Source organism: Bradyrhizobium sp. CCBAU 51765 (assembly GCF_015291725.1).
GTDB classification, from domain to species: Bacteria; Pseudomonadota; Alphaproteobacteria; order Rhizobiales; family Xanthobacteraceae; genus Bradyrhizobium; species Bradyrhizobium liaoningense.
In genome coordinates this window covers 2,443,274-2,456,918 of sequence record NZ_CP030038.1, presented here as the reverse complement: position 1 = coordinate 2,456,918, position 13,645 = coordinate 2,443,274, and the positions used below count along the sequence as shown (strand labels likewise).

Below are 13,645 nucleotides of genomic sequence, written 5' to 3'. Positions count from 1 at the left end.
CTCAGCGTGTCGGATACGAGAAGAAGCGATGCGAGATGACCGCAAAGCCCAGCATCAGCAGCCAGGAGATCGCGAGATAGAGGAAGGTGACGAAGAAATAGACCTCGAAGCTGCGGAAGGTGTCGCTTTCAATGCGCTGCGCAACCGACGTCAATTCGTACGCCGACACCGCCGAACAGACTGATGAGGTCAACGTCAGCATGATGAACTGCCCCGTGAGCGAGGGATAGATCGCGCGAAGCGCGGGCTTGAACACAATGAACCGGAACACCTGCCCTCTGTGCAGGCCGAGCGCGTAGCCGGCCTCTATTTGTCCCTTATGGATGGATTGCACGCCGCCGCGGATAATCTCGATGGCATAGGCGCCGCCATTGACACCGAGCGCGATGATGGCGGTGACGGTCGGATTGAGCTTCAATCCGACGAGCGGCAGGGCGAAAAACAGAAAGAAGATCTGCACCAGGAAAGGCGTATTGCGTACGATCTCGACGAAGCCGATCACGAGAGCACGCAACCAGGCCGCCTTCGAATCGCGTGCCGCGACGCCGGCAACACCGATCATCATCGCGAGCGTCATGCCGGCAAGCGCCAGGCTCAACGTACCCACGCACCCCCGCAGCAGCGCGGGCATGGCATGCCAAACCACCGAGAAATCGAGCGTGTAGCCCATCTTGCGTTTCCTCTCGGGCGTTGTACGTGCCGCTCGCCCATCGGCCGGGTGTCACCCTCCCAGGGATGCAAACGTGGCGAGGAAGACGTCCGGATCAGGTGAGATGCCCGTGAACAGGCGGAATGCTTCGGTGCCCTGAAAGATCGCCATGCCGCCACCATGGACGGTGCGGCAGCCGAGGGCACGCGCCGTACGCAGCAATGCGGTCTCCAGCGGGAAGTAGACGATCTCAGCGACCCAGAGATCGGGACGCAGCAGGGGCGTCGGCAGCGGCGTGCCCGGATATTTGTCCATGCCGATCGGCGTCGCGTTGACGATGCCGTCTGCGCCAGCAATGGCGGCCGCGACATCCTGGCTGACCCTCAAACGCCCCTCTGCAAATCGAGAGGACAAGCCGTCGACCACATTCTGCGCCTTGGCCGGCTCGACGTCGATGATAGTCAACTCCCGCACGCCGAGCTTCATCAGCGCGAAAGCGACCGCCGCGCCTGCGCCGCCCGCGCCGAATTGGACGACGCGTCCGAGCGGCGCACCTTGCATGCTGCGGCGAAAGTTCTCGGCGAAGCCGAACCAGTCGGTGTTGTGGCCGGTCATTCGACCATTCCTGATGACCACGGTGTTCACGGCACCAAGCGCCTCCGCGTCGGGCGAAAGCTCGTCCAAGAGCGGGAGGATCGCCTGCTTGCAGGGATGGGTCACGTTCAACCCGTCAAAGCCCATCCGCCTTGCCGCCGTGAGCAATTCCGGCAATGCCTCCACGCCGAGCTTCAACTCGGCCAGATCGATCTTCTTGTAGAGATAGCGGATGCCGGCAGCATCAGCGGCAGCTTCGTGCATGGGCGGGGTGCGGGACGCAGCGATGCCGCTGCCGATCAGGCCGACGAGAAAGCTGGACTTCTGATGCATGCTCGGCATCGCCCGTCAGCTCAAAGGGACAGTCAGCTCGGCGATGACCCGAGCCGTACTCGGTCGAACGCCGCGCCACCAGGAAAAAGCTTCCGCCGCCTGCTCGACCAGCATGCCGACGCCGTCGGCCAGCTTGGTTACGCCTTCGGCGCGCGCCGCTTGCAGAAAGGGAGTCAATCCCTTGCCGTAGGCGAGTTCGTACCCCAGCTCCGCACCGCGGAAGACATTGCCTGGAAGCGGCGGCATCTCACCTCGCAGGCTCGCCGATGTCGCGTTGACCACGACGTCATAGCCCTCGGCAAGATCGGCCAGTTCAGCATAGCCGCTGACGATCAGGGGACCGCAACCGGCAAACTCTTCGGCCAATGCCACAGCCTTCGATAAGGTACGATTGACGAGAACCAGCTCGGACGGCTCCTGGCGCAGGAACGGCAGCAGCGCGCCACGCGCCGCGCCCCCGGCGCCGAGCATCAGCACGCGCCGACCGGCCATTCTGACGCCGAGATTGACCGTGATGTCGCGCACGAGGCCGATCCCGTCGAAATTCTCGGCAATGATCCGATCGCCGTCGAACTTCAGGCAGTTTGCAGCGCCGGCTCGTTTGGCGCTCTCTGAAAGCTCGTTTGCATAGGCGAAGGCATCGAGCTTGAACGGGGCGGTGATGTTCAGCCCCTTGGCGCCCTCTGTCCGGAATTGATCAACCCGCTCGCTGAAGCCATTGAGGGGCCCCTCGATCGCCTCATAGACGAGGTCCTGTCCTGTCATCTTGGCGAACGTGCCATGGATGAGGGGTGATTTGCTGAAGCCGATCGGATTACCAATCACCGCGTAACGATCGCTCATGGCTTACTCCTGCACTGCGGCTTCGTTGTAGAGGACCCCGTCTCGCACCATCGCCTCGACGACTTCGGCCGACAGTCCAAGCGACTTTGCAATGCGGCGATTGTCCTGGCCGAGCAGCGGCGCCGGAGTCCGCACCGTGGTGTCGCAATCGGAGAAGCGGAACGGCAGGTTCGGCAGCGTCACCTTCCCGAGCACAGGATGCTCCTGCTCGACCAGCATGCCACGCGCGTGGATCTGCGGATCCCTCACGACCTCTTCGATGGTCTGCACAGGAGCCGACGGCACACCTGCTTCCTCAAGTGCCGCAAGACAAGCATTCCGGGATGGTTGCGACAGCGTCCACGTGCGCACAATCTCCATCGCTTCAGCATAATGGGCGTTGCGCACAGCAGGCGTGGTGAAGCGTTCGTCGGATGCCAAATTGTCTCCCCCGATCAGGCTCGCCAATCGTCGCCACGCATCATCGACTTGCGCGGCGATGACAAGATTGCCGTCCCTTGCCGGAAAGACGCCGTAGACGGTCGAATCCGGCTGTCCGCTGCCAGTCTGCTTCGGCAGATCGCCCCCGCCGGAGAGGAAGTAGCGCTGCACCGCATAGTCGTGCATCGAGACCATGCAGTCGTACAGCGCGAGATCGATATGCTGGCCGCGTCCGGAGGACGCGCGGCCGACCAGCGCGGCATTGATGGCAGCCACACCGTGAATGCCGGTATACATGTCGGCCAGCGGCATCCGCAGCAGCGGCGGCGCTTCGCCGGGGTTGCCCAGTTGCGCCAGTGCGCCCGACATTGCCTCCGCGATCAGGCCGAAGCCCGGACGGTCGGCATAGGGACCGGTGTGGCCATAGGCGGAGACCGAGCAGTAGATCAGTCCAGGATTGCGCGCCGACAGCGCCTTGTAACCGAGCCCAAGGCGTTCGAGGGCGCCGGGCCGGTAGTTCTCGATGAAGACATCGGCCGTGTCGATGAGCTTCATCATCATGTCGAGACCGCGCATATCGCGCAGGTCGATGCACAATCCCTGCTTGCCCATGTTCTGCTGCAGGAAGTAGCCGGATTGTCCGTCCTTGAAATAGCCATGGGCGCGGCCCGCGTCGCCTGCCTTCGGACGCTCCACCTTGATGACTTCCGCACCCATCGCGGCGAGGCAACGGCCCATGAATGGGCCCGCCAGAAAATGGCTGTAGTCGATGACGCGAATGCCTTTGAGCGGCAGATCTTGGAGCGGCAGGTCTTGTGCGGTCATGCCTGCTCTCCTGCGGAGTCGGTCTTCGGGCGCATCGGAATCATCAGCCGGTGCTCGCCGAGCTGCACCACTTCGCCGCGCTGATTGACCAGCTCCGAGGGCAACACGACGATGCCCCACCCATCACGCTTCGTAGTGCGCATTGAGCCGACGCGGAACTTCACGTGCACGGTGTCGCCGAGCTTGATCGGCAGCTTGAAATCCCACGTCCAGCCCAGCGACATTCCCGGAAGGAAGCGGTAGTCGGCACGGGTCTTCAAACCGTCGGCCAGCGACAGACCGAACAACCCGTGCGCGACGCGCGTGCCGAATGGTGTGGTCCTGGCGTATTCCTCGTCGACGTGGACCGGCGTGAAATCACCCGTCAGTTCGGCATAGGCATTTACCATCGCTTCAGTGACCGTCACCGAAGGGGTGACGCATTCGTCACCGACCTTGGCATCGTCCCAATAGCGCTCGACGGTCATATCGCGTCTTCCTTAGGCTCGTGGATTGATCGCGAGGGCCGCTTCCACGGCGCCTGCGCTGGCTTGCAAGATCTCGACGTTCAGGCCGCCCGGCAGCTCGAGCCAGTTCGGGCCGGCGGGCAATGCCTTGGCGCCCCAGGCGGCGGCACGGGCGAGCACACCTTCGTAATCGTCGACCATGATGCCGAGATGGGCGAGGCGCCCCTCCGGTCCGACGAAATTCGGGTCTTCGATGAGCTGCACGCTTCCGAGCACCCATACCTGACGAGGGCGCGCACCATCAGCGGGTTGCTCGTCGCGAATGGCAAGACCAAGCACCTCACGAAAGAAGTCGACGTGACGATCAACGTCCGGCACGAGGATCGCGACGTGTTCGACATAAGCGCGGGGCAACGACATCGTCTCAGGCCTTTCCCGGATAGTCAGTGCGGGCGTATTCAAGCCCTTTGACCAACGCGACGAGGGCCGCGTTGACCGGTGTCGGCACGTTGAACCTGGCGCCCCAACGCACGACGGAGCCATGAATGTAATCGACCTCGGTCAGGTTGCCGGACTGCAAGCTCTGCAGCATCGACGTCTTGAACTCGGGCGGCAATCCGGCGGACGCCATCGTCCAGGCACGCCGCGGTTCGGTAATCGAGATCTTCACGCCGGCAGCCTGCGCGACCGCGATGCCCTCAGAGATCGCGGCCAGCGCGCAATCTTCCAGGATCGGCAGCGAATAGAGGCCGCCATAGGTGAGACCGGTAACGGCGGTAATTCCACCTCCGGCGACGTTGATGAACAACTTGTCCCACATCGTGCCCAGGATGTTGTCGCTGAGCGCCGTGAGGATACCGGCGTGATTGAATGCCTCGGAAATTCGCCGTGCGCGTTCGGTCAAGCCTCCATCAAGTTCGCCGATGATGGTCTCCTTGCCGACGACCCCGGAGCGAACACGGCCAGGGCCGAGCAGCACGCCGCCAACGTAGGTCTTGCCCGCCATGACCCGGTCACGACCGACTTCCTCCGAAAGGATGTCCTCGTGACCAAGACCGTTTTGGAGCGACATCACAACCGTCTGCGGCCCGATGATCGGCGCGGCCGCCCGGATCGCATCCCGCGTGTGGTAGGATTTGACGAGGACGACGACGAGGTCCGCCACTATGCCGACCTGGGTCGCTGAGGTGCAGGCAGAGACCTTTACAACGGTCTCGGCTTCACCTTCGAGCATCCGTAGGCCACCCGCATTGATCGCGCCGACATGAGCCTGAAACGGATCGATCAACCAAACCTCGGCACCACCGCGCGCCAGCGCGCCACCGATGGTCGAGCCCAGGGCTCCCGCTCCGATAAAGCAGATCCTCATCCGAACGCTTCTCCCTCGCCCGTTTTGGCGTTGAAAGCGTGCTAGCAGGTTGGCTAATATTTGGATATTCTATGAATCTTATATCCAACATTGCAGATCGCAATGAAGCACCGAGACATCTCCGAGACGAACCTGCTGGAGCCGCGCCTGCTCCGGCTGTTCGACGCGTTGTTCACCACTGGCAGCGTCACCAAAGCAGCCGAGAAGCTCGGTCAAAGTCAGCCGACCATTTCAATCTGGCTGGCGCGCCTGCGAAAGGAGCTCGGCGATCCGCTCTTCATCCGGTCTGCGGAGGGAATGCTGCCGACGCCGCGCGCGGAGGCTCTCATCGGCACGGCCAGACAGGCACTGGAAATGCTGCGGCGTCTGTCGGAGCTTCGCCCTGAGTTTGATCCAGCGACTGCAAAGCGTCGCTTCGTCATCTGCATGACGGATGCGAGCCACATTACGCTGCTTCCCGCCATACTCGCCCACGTTCGCCGCGCTGCGCCGGGCATCCGCATCGAGGCAGCGCAGATCGGCAGCGATACGCCACGAATGCTGCAGTCTGGCGAGGCCGATCTGGCGCTCGGTTACATCTCGGATCTCGATGCGGGACACTTCCAGCAGGCGCTGTTTCCGCAGGATTGGGTCTGCCTGGCCAACGCAAAGCATGCTCAGATCCGCGACCGCATCACCACAAAGGATTTCCGGCGTGAGGCGCACGTCCTCATTCGCTCCGGCACCGGACATCAATTGCTGGCGGACGCACTGAAGGAGCAGCAGATCGTCCTTGACGTTGCGCTTGAGCTCCCCGGCTTTTTGGGATTACCCGCAATCGTCGGGACGACCGACCTGATCGCTACTCTGCCAAGGCACATTGGCGAAACGTTGGCTCACTATTACGGGCTGCGCGTGCTCGACTGCCCACTGGCGATCGCCGGCTTTACGGTCAAGCAATATTGGCACGCCCGTTTCCATCACGACCCGGCGAGCCAATGGTTGCGTGATTTATGCGCGGACCTTTTTCAACAGCAGGAAGTGCGAGGTCTACATCGTTCCGGTCGGGCCAGGAAACGAAGGCCACGCGATTTGCAGTCATAGTGGTCCCCGATAGCGGGGCAACGACCGCCCCCCAAGGCCGCCGGCTGAGCGGAGTGCGGCACGGCTGCAATTCCGCACACCGCATCTCGACCGGTTGTCCGCTTCGCTCGCCGTAGCACCCTATTCTACGATGAAGGCAAAGCAGACCTGCCCGAGCAGCTTCCGCGGTATATGTTGGGATGGAAGCCGCACCATTTAGTTCGATTCTGGATCGAGCCTTAGAATCTCTGTTTCCCAACGCGCTCAAAAGACCTGACTGGGATGAAACTGCTTAGCGAACGAGCTTAATAGCTTAAGCACTGGCTGGGGCGGGAGGGGCCAAGCGGAGGCTCCTCGAGGTCTATTATGCCCGAGGCAGTATCGTTCACACAGATGAGTTCGGGCATGCGGCCAACGTCGCCAAGGCCCAAGCGCCATTTGCGCGCTGCTTCTGCGTCATCGCCTCGCGCCTTTCGTCTAGACTCCGACAGCGAACGATCAGTCCCATCAACGCGCGCATCAAAGCTACGACCGAGTGCTACCACCTGAGCGCAGTCAAAGCATTGCTCAGGTTTGCTACCGAAAGCGTCCCTGCAACTACGAGAAGCCCGCGAAGACTGGGTGCTTTCGGCGGAAACGGTTACCAGAAACAGATTGGGTCGACAATTCGTCGATATCCGACCTACAGCTTGGGAAACCGTTGTAGAGCCGTAGAAATCAATGAGGTAGCGACTGTGCCTTGCAGATCCGTTGCGTCGAAGATCGGCCGACTATCGGACCCGTCGCGATCGGCGACGTGGACATGTTGCCTATACAGCCAAACTACAAACTATCAGACACACCTTTGGCTGATGCAGCGCCTGCTCAGATCAGGTCGTGGCCCGCGGCCTTCCCTCGATCGACACGGAGTGTCTCGCCTGTCGGAAGCCCTGCACCATCAAAGTAAAGCACCGCATCGACCACGACGGAAATGTCTCCTATCCGGCCCATGGGCTACTTCGGCGGGCGCCGGTGCTTTCTCGTGGTCCAGGGGGCTTCTCGCCTAGACACCAAGATAGTTGCGCTGAATGTCGTCATTCTCCGCAAGCTCCCTCATCGAGCCCTCGTACATGATTTGCCCCTTCTCCAGCACATAGGCGCGATCCGAGACCAGTTGGGCGAAATGGAAATTCTGCTCCGACAGCAAGATGCTGGCGCCGCGCGCCTTGAGAGACAGAATCATGTGCGCCATCTGCTCGACGATGACGGGGGCAACGCCTTCCGAAGGCTCGTCGAGCAGCACCAGGAACGGATTGCCCATCAGCGTGCGGGCGATCGTGAGCATCTGCTGCTCACCGCCGCTCATCTGTCCGCCGCGCCGGCCCTGCATGCGTCCGAGATTGGGAAACAGCTCATAGAGCGCGTCCGGAGTCCAGTTCAGCGCCGGACTGCCATCCGGCCAATGACGAAGCTGCTGCCGGCCGGTTTCGAGATTCTCCGTCACCGTCAGATCGGGGAAGATGCGACGATCCTCGGGTACAAAACCAAGCCCCATGCGCGCGACCTGGAACGGCTCCTTGGCGGCGATATCGCGGCCCATGAAGCGAATCTGCCCATCGCGGCGCGCCAGCAGCCCCATGATCGCCTTCAGCGTTGTGGACTTGCCGGCGCCATTGCGCCCCATCAGTGAGATGACCTCGCCACGGCGCACTTGAAGCGCAACATCGAACAGGATGTGGGCGGCGCCGTACCAGGCGTTCAAGCCGGAAACTTCCAGCAGAGCAGGCTCGACGACGTCGCTCATGCGGACATCCTCCCGGCGAAGGCCGGTTGCGGCAGATGCTCGAAGGTCGTCCCGCTGCCGAAATAGACCTCCTGCACCTTGGGATGGTTGCGGATCGCCTCCGGCGTCCCTTCCGCGATCAGCTTGCCGCGCGCGAGCACGATGACGCGGTCGGCATGCGCGAATACCACATCCATGCTGTGCTCGGTGAACAGCACGGCCATGCCGCGCTCGACCACCAGCCGCTTCGTCAGGGCCATCAGCTCGTTGCGCTCACGGGGCGCCATGCCGGCGGTCGGCTCGTCCATCAGCAGCAGCCTCGGATCGTTGGCGAGCGCCATCGCGAGTTCGACGCGCTTGATGTCGCCATAAGCCAGTTCGCTGCACGGCCGGTCGGCCTGCGCGCGCATGCCGACCTGCTCGAGCAGCGCCAAAGCCTGGGCGCGAAACCGGTCGGCCGCCGGGCGCCATAGCGCGAACACCTGGCGGTGATGCGACAGCACCGCCATCTGCACGTTTTCCGCGACCGTGAAGGAGGCGAAGGTGGCCGCGATCTGGAAGGTTCGTCCGACGCCGAGGCGCCAGATGGCGCGCGGCTTCATGCCGATCAGATCGTGCTCCGCCATGCGCACCGATCCGCCGGAGGCACGCAACTGCCCCCCGACCATGTTGAACGTGGTCGATTTGCCCGCGCCGTTGGGGCCGATCAGCGCCAGCAGCTCGCCGCGATGGAGGTCGAAGCTGATGCCATCGACGGCGCGCACGCCGCCGAAGGAAATCCCGAGGTCCCGGACCTCAAGCAAAGCAGCGCTCATGTCAGCTTCTCCTGCCGCTCCGCCGTCATGGCCATTCGTGGGTGCTGCCACCAGCTGCGTATCTGTAACGAGATCCCCGCAAGTCCCTGCGGGAAGGCCAGCACCAGAAACAGGATGATGCCGCCGAACAGAGCCCGCCAGTAATCGGTGGCGCGCATGACCGAATCCTGCAGGACGCCGAACACCGCGGCGCCGATGATGGGCCCCGTCAGCGCCTGGATTCCGCCGAGGAGAACCATGACGAGGCCATCGACCGATTTGCCGACCGAGATCACATCCGGCGACACGCTGCCTTTGGAGAACACGTAGATCGTGCCGGCCAATCCGCCGAACACGCCGGCGATGACGAAGGCCAGCCATTGCACGCGTTTCACGTCGATGCCGATCGCATCGGCGCGAAGCGGCGAGTCCCGACCGGCCCGCAACGCGTAGCCGAACGGCGCGAACAGGAACCGGCGCAGCACATAGGCCGAGAGCGCGACGATCACGAGGGTCAGGTAGTAGTAGCGCGTTCCGCTCAGCCACTCGTCCGGCCAGATGCCGATCATGCCGTTGGAGCCGCCCGTCACCGCGTCCCACTGAAACACGACCGACCAGACGATCTGCGAGAAGGCGAGCGTGAGCATCGCCAGATAGACGCCCGAAAGCCGCACGCAGAACCAGCCGAACAGCATCGCGCCGAGCCCCGCAAGCAGCGGCGCCGCGAGCGTCGCGAGCGGCATCGGCAAGCCAGCCGCCTTGACCAGGATCGCGGCGCCATAGGCGCCGAGCCCGTAATAGGCGGCATGCCCGAACGAGTGCATGCCACCCGGCCCCATCATGAAGTGCAGGCTGACCACGAACAGGATCGCCACCAGCACGTCCTGGCCCAGCACGGCGGCATAAGGCAGCGACTGGTTGAGCAATGGCAGCGCCGCCATCGCGAGCAGGGAGACGGTGATCGCGACCGCATATCGTCCCGAGCCGCGGCGCAGCGGCGCCTCGACCGGCGCCGCATGACGATTGGTTGCCTGCGGGCGTCCCAACAGCCCCCAGGGCCGCACCACAAGAACCACCGCCATGATCAGGAACTCGACCACCAGGGTCAGCTTGGAGAAGGAAATCGTAATGCTCGCCAACTGAACCGTGCCGAGCCCGATGCAGATCGACTTCACTTCCGCAATCAGCAAGGCCGCCAGATACGCCCCCGGGATCGATCCCATGCCGCCCACCACCACGATGACGAACGCATCGCCGATCGTCGTGAGATCGCGGCCGAGGCTCGCCGGCTCACGCGGCAATTGCAGCGCGCCGCCGAGCCCCGCCAGCATGCATCCGAGCGCGAACACGCCGGTGAACAGCCAGGCCTGGTTGACCCCCAGCGCACCGAGCATTTCGCGGTCATGCGTGGCCGCGCGCACCATCACGCCCCAGCGTGTCCGCGTCAGCAGGACCCAGAGCAGTCCGAGGATCGCGGGCCCGACGACGATCAGGACGAGATTGTAGCTCGGATAGGCACGGCCGAAGAGCTGGACCGCGCCTGCGAGCCCCGGCGCGCGGCGGCCCAGCAGATCTTCCGGCCCCCAGATCCAGAGCGCCGCGTCGTTGAACACCAGCACCAGCGCGAAGGTGGCCAGAAGCTGGAACAGTTCGGGGGCCTTGTAGATCCGACGCAGCAGCAGCATCTCCACCAGCGCACCGAGCAATCCGACCACCAACGCCGCGAGCAACAGCGCGCCCCAGAACCCCATAACTCGCCAGGAGCCGCCGCCGAGCCGCTCGATGAGCGAATGAGCCACATACATGCCCAGCATGAAGAAGGAGCCGTGGGCGAAATTGACGATTCGGCTCACGCCGAAGATCAGCGACAGGCCGGCGGCAACCAGAAACAACGCGGAGGCTTCCGCCAGGCCGTTCAGCAATTGCGCCAGGAGGGCGTAAAGATCCATGACAGTTCTCTGGCAATCTCGCTCAGGACAGATGCGGCGGGGAATGGCGACCGGCGCCCCACGGCATGTGGGGCGCCCGTCGTCGGATCAATCGGCGGGACGCAGCTTGCGCACCTCGTCGTCCGACGGAAGCAGCGTGTCGCCCGGCGCGAAGTGGTAGTCGACCATCACGCCTTTGCCATCCACGACCGCGAGCTTGCCGACATATAGACCCCAGGTCGCCTGATGATCGATCTTGCGGAAAACCGTCTTGCCATCCGGCGTATCGAATTCGAGCCCTTCGAACGCCTTGATCATCGACTCGGTATCGGTCTTGCCGCCCGAGGCCGCCACACCGGCCGCGATGGCCTTGATCGTGGCGTAGCCGATGATGGAGCCGAAGCGCAGATTCTCCTTGCCGTATTTGGTCTGGTACTCGGTCAGGAAGGTCTGGTGAGCCGGCGTCTTGATGCTGTACCAGGGATAGCCGGTGACCACCCAGTTCTTCGGAATCTCGTCGCGCAGCGGCTCGAGATATTCGGGCTGGCCGGTGATGATGCTGTAGACCGGCATGTTGTCGCCGAGGAAGCCGCGGGTGGTGCCCTCGCGGACGAATTGCGCGAGATCGGTGCCGAACAGAGCGTTGAACGTGGCCTCGGGCTTGGCGTCGGACAGCGCCTGGACGACGCTGCCGGCATCGATCTTGCCGAACGGCGGAGCCTGCTCGGTGACGAATTCGACATCCGGCTGGCGCTGCTTCATCAGCTTCTTGAAGACGTTCGCGGCCGACGTGCCGAACTCGTAGTTCGGATAGATGAGCGCCCATCGCTTCTTCTTCAGCTTCACGGCATCGTCGACCAGCGAGGCGACGAGCATGTAGGTCGACGCGTCGAGGCGGAACGTGTAGCGGTTCCCGACGCTCCAGACGATGTTATCGCTCAAGGCCTCGGTGATCAGCGTGAAGCGGCGCTTCTGCTTGGCATAGTCCGTCAGTGCGGTGCCGATATGGGCGTAAAACGCGCCGGCGAGGATATCGACCTTCTCGCGGGTGATCAGATCCTCGGCCTGGCGGATCGCCTCGCCCGGATTGGCATTGTCGTCGCGGGTGATGAGCTCCAGCTTGCGGCCGGCGACGCCGCCCGCGGCATTGATCTGGTCGATCGCAAGCTGCATGCCTTTCTTGTAGCCGTCAGTGAAGACAGGCTGCGACTTGTAGCTATTGATCTCGCCGATCTTGATCGGCTCCTCGGCCATGGCCGCAGCCGAAGATAGGACACCGACGGCGGCGAGACTGGACAGCAAAACACGCATAAAACTCACTTTCTTGATCATTACGTCTATTCTCCGGTGAACGATGGGACCTCAAAACCTCAGGACGCGGCGCTCAGCGCCGGTGATGTGTCGAAACGATCGCGACAGATGCGGGCATCGTATTGGTAGACCCACTCCGCCTTGATGCCGACCGCGTTGGGATTGCGCGCCTGCTCCTCCTTGAAGGCGAGATCTCGCGCGCGCGACTCTTCCGGAGAAGCCAGGTGATAGGTTCGGCCGCGTTCGCGCGCCTCGAGCTGGACCCGCGCCGTACGCGGGCGCCGCTCCATCTCATACGCGTCGAGTGCCGCGTCGAGCCTTCCAGGCCCGAAATGATCCAGCGCCTGCGCAAGGACGTAGGCGTCCTCGATCGCCATCGCCGCACCCTGCGACAGGAACGGCAGCATCGGATGAGCGGCATCACCGAGCAGCGTGACGTTCCCTTGCGACCAGCGTGCCATGGGATCGCGGTCGAACAATCCCCATTTGTAGACCTGATCGGGATTGGTCCGCGCGAACAGCCGGACCAGATCGTCGTGCCAGCCCGCATAGGCATCGAGCAGCTCCTGGGGCGTGCTCTTGGCCGTCCAGGATTCCTCGACCCATTCGCGGTTCTCGGCGACGGCGACGATGTTCACCATCGCGCCGCCCTTGACGTAATAGGTCACCACATGCCCCTTGGGGCCCATCCAGAACGAGGATGTCGGCGTGACGAACGGCAACGGGTGCTGATCGACCGGGACCAGCGCGCGCCAGCACATGTGACCGGTGTAGCTGGCCGGCTCCTGTCCCCACAATTCGGCCCGGATCACGGACCGGACGCCGTCGGCGCCGACCACGAGATCTGCGACATGCTCGCTGCCGTCATCAAAGCAGGCGACCATCCGCCCTGCCCGTTGGCGCAGCCCCGTGCAGGCCCGGCCCAAGGTGACGCGCTCCGGCGAGATGTCCTTGGCGAGCATCGCGTGCAGATCGGCGCGATGGACGTGATAGAAGTCGGCCCCGAACACCCGCGGGCATACGGCGCGAAGCGGGGTGCGGAACAACTCTTCACCGCTCTGCCAATTCCAGCCGACCATGGCTTCGGGCAGGAAACCGGCGGCCGCGAGATCCTCGGCAAGGCCGAGCGCCTCCAGCACCTTGACCGCATTGGGCGTGACCTGCACGCCCGCGCCGATCTCGCCGAAGGCCGCCGCGCGCTCGAACACATGATAGTCGATGCCAAGCATATCGAGGCTGCGCGCCAGCGCGACGCCGCCGATGCCACCGCCGATGATGGCCACGTGGAAAGGATGTTTCATGCGATCTC

Annotated in this window: 13 protein-coding genes; 1 reads left to right on the top strand and 12 read right to left on the bottom strand. The window is 63.4% G+C overall.

What is annotated here, in order from left to right:
• Window position 1: 1 nt before the first annotated feature.
• Genes XH96_RS11600 through XH96_RS11570 form a run of 7 tightly spaced genes read right to left on the bottom strand, consistent with a single transcriptional unit; the run spans window position 2 to window position 5,479 of the window.
• A complete protein-coding gene (locus XH96_RS11600; protein WP_194392613.1) occupies window positions 2–670 on the bottom strand; it encodes an amino acid ABC transporter permease in 669 nt (222 codons plus the stop codon).
• Between the two features lie 51 nt (window positions 671–721).
• A complete protein-coding gene (locus XH96_RS11595) occupies window positions 722–1,576 on the bottom strand; it encodes a shikimate dehydrogenase (protein WP_194392612.1) in 855 nt (284 codons plus the stop codon).
• Between the two features lie 15 nt (window positions 1,577–1,591).
• Complete coding sequence (gene aroE / locus XH96_RS11590; RefSeq protein ID WP_194392611.1) at window positions 1,592–2,419, bottom strand: shikimate dehydrogenase; 828 nt, start codon at window positions 2,417–2,419, stop codon at window positions 1,592–1,594.
• A 3-nt stretch (window positions 2,420–2,422) separates the two neighbouring features.
• On the bottom strand, window positions 2,423–3,664 hold the full coding sequence (locus XH96_RS11585; RefSeq protein ID WP_194392610.1) for a CaiB/BaiF CoA-transferase family protein: 1,242 nt from the start codon (window positions 3,662–3,664) through the stop codon (window positions 2,423–2,425).
• Window positions 3,661–4,131, bottom strand: a complete 471-nt coding sequence (locus XH96_RS11580) for a MaoC/PaaZ C-terminal domain-containing protein (protein WP_194392609.1) — start codon at window positions 4,129–4,131, stop codon at window positions 3,661–3,663. The genes XH96_RS11585 and XH96_RS11580 overlap by 4 nt, the downstream gene beginning before the upstream one ends.
• Before the next feature lie 12 nt (window positions 4,132–4,143).
• Window positions 4,144–4,530 carry a VOC family protein gene (locus XH96_RS11575; protein WP_194392608.1) on the bottom strand — a complete coding sequence of 129 codons (387 nt, stop codon included), beginning with the start codon at window positions 4,528–4,530 and terminating at the stop codon, window positions 4,144–4,146.
• A 4-nt stretch (window positions 4,531–4,534) separates the two neighbouring features.
• Window positions 4,535–5,479, bottom strand: a complete 945-nt coding sequence (locus XH96_RS11570) for a ketopantoate reductase family protein (RefSeq protein WP_194392607.1) — start codon at window positions 5,477–5,479, stop codon at window positions 4,535–4,537.
• 102 nt (window positions 5,480–5,581) lie between these two features.
• Here XH96_RS11570 and XH96_RS11565 point away from each other — a divergent pair, with 102 nt between their 5' ends.
• Complete coding sequence (locus XH96_RS11565) at window positions 5,582–6,562, top strand: LysR family transcriptional regulator (protein ID WP_194392606.1); 981 nt, start codon at window positions 5,582–5,584, stop codon at window positions 6,560–6,562.
• 1,021 nt (window positions 6,563–7,583) lie between these two features.
• Here the strand turns inward: XH96_RS11565 and XH96_RS11560 are convergent.
• The 5 genes from XH96_RS11560 to XH96_RS11540 all read right to left on the bottom strand — a co-directional run bounded on the left by XH96_RS11560 (window position 7,584) and on the right by XH96_RS11540 (window position 13,637).
• The gene (locus tag XH96_RS11560; protein ID WP_194392605.1) at window positions 7,584–8,324 is read right to left on the bottom strand and encodes an ABC transporter ATP-binding protein; all 741 of its coding nucleotides are present in this window, start codon (window positions 8,322–8,324) and stop codon (window positions 7,584–7,586) included.
• Window positions 8,321–9,118: an ABC transporter ATP-binding protein gene (locus XH96_RS11555; protein ID WP_194392604.1), complete on the bottom strand. Its 798-nt coding sequence runs from the start codon at window positions 9,116–9,118 to the stop codon at window positions 8,321–8,323. The genes XH96_RS11560 and XH96_RS11555 overlap by 4 nt, the downstream gene beginning before the upstream one ends.
• On the bottom strand, window positions 9,115–11,046 hold the full coding sequence (locus tag XH96_RS11550) for an ABC transporter permease (RefSeq protein WP_194392603.1): 1,932 nt from the start codon (window positions 11,044–11,046) through the stop codon (window positions 9,115–9,117). The genes XH96_RS11555 and XH96_RS11550 overlap by 4 nt, the downstream gene beginning before the upstream one ends.
• 87 nt (window positions 11,047–11,133) lie before the next feature.
• Window positions 11,134–12,336, bottom strand: coding sequence for an ABC transporter substrate-binding protein (locus XH96_RS11545; RefSeq protein ID WP_210337881.1), 1,203 nt, complete (start codon window positions 12,334–12,336; stop codon window positions 11,134–11,136).
• Window positions 12,337–12,395: 59 nt separating this feature from the next.
• A complete protein-coding gene (locus tag XH96_RS11540; protein ID WP_194392601.1) occupies window positions 12,396–13,637 on the bottom strand; it encodes an FAD-dependent monooxygenase in 1,242 nt (413 codons plus the stop codon).
• Between the last annotated feature and the right edge of the window lie 8 nt (window positions 13,638–13,645).

Excerpts from the sequence above, each read along its gene's own strand:
- XH96_RS11600 (WP_194392613.1), bottom strand. The coding sequence starts at position 670 with ATGGGCTACACGCTCGATTTCTCGGTGGTTTGGCATGCCATGCCCGCG.
- XH96_RS11595 (WP_194392612.1), bottom strand. The coding sequence starts at position 1,576 with ATGCATCAGAAGTCCAGCTTTCTCGTCGGCCTGATCGGCAGCGGCATC.
- aroE (WP_194392611.1), bottom strand. The coding sequence starts at position 2,419 with ATGAGCGATCGTTACGCGGTGATTGGTAATCCGATCGGCTTCAGCAAA.
- XH96_RS11585 (WP_194392610.1), bottom strand. The coding sequence starts at position 3,664 with ATGACCGCACAAGACCTGCCGCTCCAAGATCTGCCGCTCAAAGGCATT.
- XH96_RS11580 (WP_194392609.1), bottom strand. The coding sequence starts at position 4,131 with ATGACCGTCGAGCGCTATTGGGACGATGCCAAGGTCGGTGACGAATGC.
- XH96_RS11575 (WP_194392608.1), bottom strand. The coding sequence starts at position 4,530 with ATGTCGTTGCCCCGCGCTTATGTCGAACACGTCGCGATCCTCGTGCCG.
- XH96_RS11570 (WP_194392607.1), bottom strand. The coding sequence starts at position 5,479 with ATGAGGATCTGCTTTATCGGAGCGGGAGCCCTGGGCTCGACCATCGGT.
- XH96_RS11565 (WP_194392606.1), top strand. The coding sequence starts at position 5,582 with ATGAAGCACCGAGACATCTCCGAGACGAACCTGCTGGAGCCGCGCCTG.
- XH96_RS11560 (WP_194392605.1), bottom strand. The coding sequence starts at position 8,324 with ATGAGCGACGTCGTCGAGCCTGCTCTGCTGGAAGTTTCCGGCTTGAAC.
- XH96_RS11555 (WP_194392604.1), bottom strand. The coding sequence starts at position 9,118 with ATGAGCGCTGCTTTGCTTGAGGTCCGGGACCTCGGGATTTCCTTCGGC.
- XH96_RS11550 (WP_194392603.1), bottom strand. The coding sequence starts at position 11,046 with ATGGATCTTTACGCCCTCCTGGCGCAATTGCTGAACGGCCTGGCGGAA.
- XH96_RS11545 (WP_210337881.1), bottom strand. The coding sequence starts at position 12,336 with ATGCGTGTTTTGCTGTCCAGTCTCGCCGCCGTCGGTGTCCTATCTTCG.
- XH96_RS11540 (WP_194392601.1), bottom strand. The coding sequence starts at position 13,637 with ATGAAACATCCTTTCCACGTGGCCATCATCGGCGGTGGCATCGGCGGC.